Here is a 1,940-nt window from a genome sequence, read left to right on the forward strand (position 1 = left end):
ATTATAATGTACAGATATTCGTTATAAATGATGTTATCTAAAGTATTCAATTTCAGTATGTATTATTAACGTAGTTAATATATGGTTAATATGAAGTTCCAAATTTTGATTGTTTGTAGTCTCTTTATCATAGAGTTAATTTAGGGGTTATTTTTTGTTCACTTCATTTTTTTCGGCACTCTGCATCTAGACGGTATACCCATTGGCCACAGTTAGACTATTTCAAATCAAAAAAATAGATTACCTGCACACTAAAGAGTATAGTGCACAGGTAATCTAGTTGTTTTTGAGATTAATAAAAAACTAATTTATCTTTTGAATTCTTCCATCAATAACAGACTGAATTGGTTCTTTTGATTTTTTTATATAATCTACTAATGCTTCAAAATCAGTTGGTCCTGTTTCAGCATCTTTACCGTTTTTAAAGGATACAAATCCATCTCCCCCTGAAGCTAGAAATGCGTTAGCAACGACGCTGTAAGTTTTAGAAGGAATAATTTCTTCTCCATTCGTTAAGCGAATACTTGTTACTTTTTCTCCATTGGGCTTGTTCGCATCCCAAGTGTATTGGATCCCTGAAATTTGAAGCATTCTTGTTATGTCTTTTTGCCATTGTTGATTTAAAATATCACGAATGTCTTGACCTGTTAAATTTACTTTTATTAATTGATTTCCGAATGGTTGAATACCATATATCTCTCCCCATGTAATATCACCAGCATCTAAGTCATTACGAATACCACCAGGATTCATAAGTGCAATTTGGGATTGCATTGTTGTACGCTGGGCATCAGCAACTAAATTTCCAAGAGTAGATTCACCAGCCGTATTGAGTTTGCGATCTAGTGGCGCAATAGACTTACCTACAACTTCATTAACAAGAGGTGCGATTTTTGCTTGATATTTCTCCATCTTCTTCTTTATTTTTTTATCAGGCTCTATGCCTTCATGATAAGTTGTAACAATTTCTGCTTTTTTCTCAACAATATCTTGTGTTTTACGATCAATCTTTACATCAACATCAGCAAAAGCCATACCATATGAATTTGCTTGTACGACAAGTTTATTATTAACAGTTCCATTTACATAAGTGTGGCTATGGCCACCAAAAATAACATCGACTTCTGGATCAGTCTCATTTGCTAATCGGACGATATCACCATTTGTTACGCCGTTCCCATCTGTTATACCTCCGTTATGTGCAAGAACAACGATAGATTTAACGCCTAGTTTTTTTAATTGCTTTACGGATTTGTTAATAGCTTCAACTTCATCTGTAATTTCTACATTCTTTAGCATAGTAGGCATAACAAGGTTAGGAACATCCGTTGTTACGACTCCGATAAATCCAACAGGAACTCCTTGTACCTTTTTTATAGTGAATGGTGGTAAAAATAAACGACCGGTGGATTTATTATAGAAATTTGCAGCAACATATGGGAATTTTGCCCCTTTAAAATTTCCTGTTTTCTCATGGTATCCACCATAAATAAGGCGGTTCATTTCTTCAACACCTTCATCAAATTCATGATTCCCTATCGTTCCAACATCGAATTTCAAATCATTTAGAAATTCAATCGTAGGTTCGTCTTGTAATAATGCTGAAACAGGAGTACTTGCTCCAACAACATCTCCAGCATGTACCTTTAATGTATTCGGATTTTGTTTTTCACGATCACGTAAATAAGCCCCTAAGTACTCAATTCCCCCTGCATCTTTATTGTTAATTTTTTTTACAGTGTCTAGTTGCCCATGAAAATCGTTAATACCGAGCATTTGTACATCTATGTAGCGGTTTGATTCTGTACTTGCTTGGGCTGAAGGCATAGCAAATACACTAGTAAAAGTAACTGTACTTAATGCTAAAGCAACTGGAATGATTTTTTTCAACATAAAATTTCTCTCCCCTAATTAAAATCTGACATAATACGATGTTATTT

1 protein-coding gene is annotated in these 1,940 nt (G+C 34.1%); it reads right to left on the reverse strand.

The window, feature by feature from the left end; translation table 11 throughout:
• Positions 1 to 303 precede the first annotated feature (303 nt).
• Positions 304 to 1,893 carry a bifunctional metallophosphatase/5'-nucleotidase gene (locus ABWK52_RS26725; protein WP_000913792.1) on the reverse strand — a complete coding sequence of 530 codons (1,590 nt, stop codon included), beginning with the start codon at positions 1,891 to 1,893 and terminating at the stop codon, positions 304 to 306.
• Between the last annotated feature and the right edge of the window lie 47 nt (positions 1,894 to 1,940).

Source organism: Bacillus sp. AP50, assembly GCF_040492675.1.
In the GTDB taxonomy this organism is placed as follows: Bacteria; Bacillota; Bacilli; order Bacillales; family Bacillaceae_G; genus Bacillus_A; species Bacillus_A cereus.

Excerpts from the sequence above, each read along its gene's own strand:
- ABWK52_RS26725 (WP_000913792.1), bottom strand. The coding sequence starts at position 1,893 with ATGTTGAAAAAAATCATTCCAGTTGCTTTAGCATTAAGTACAGTTACT.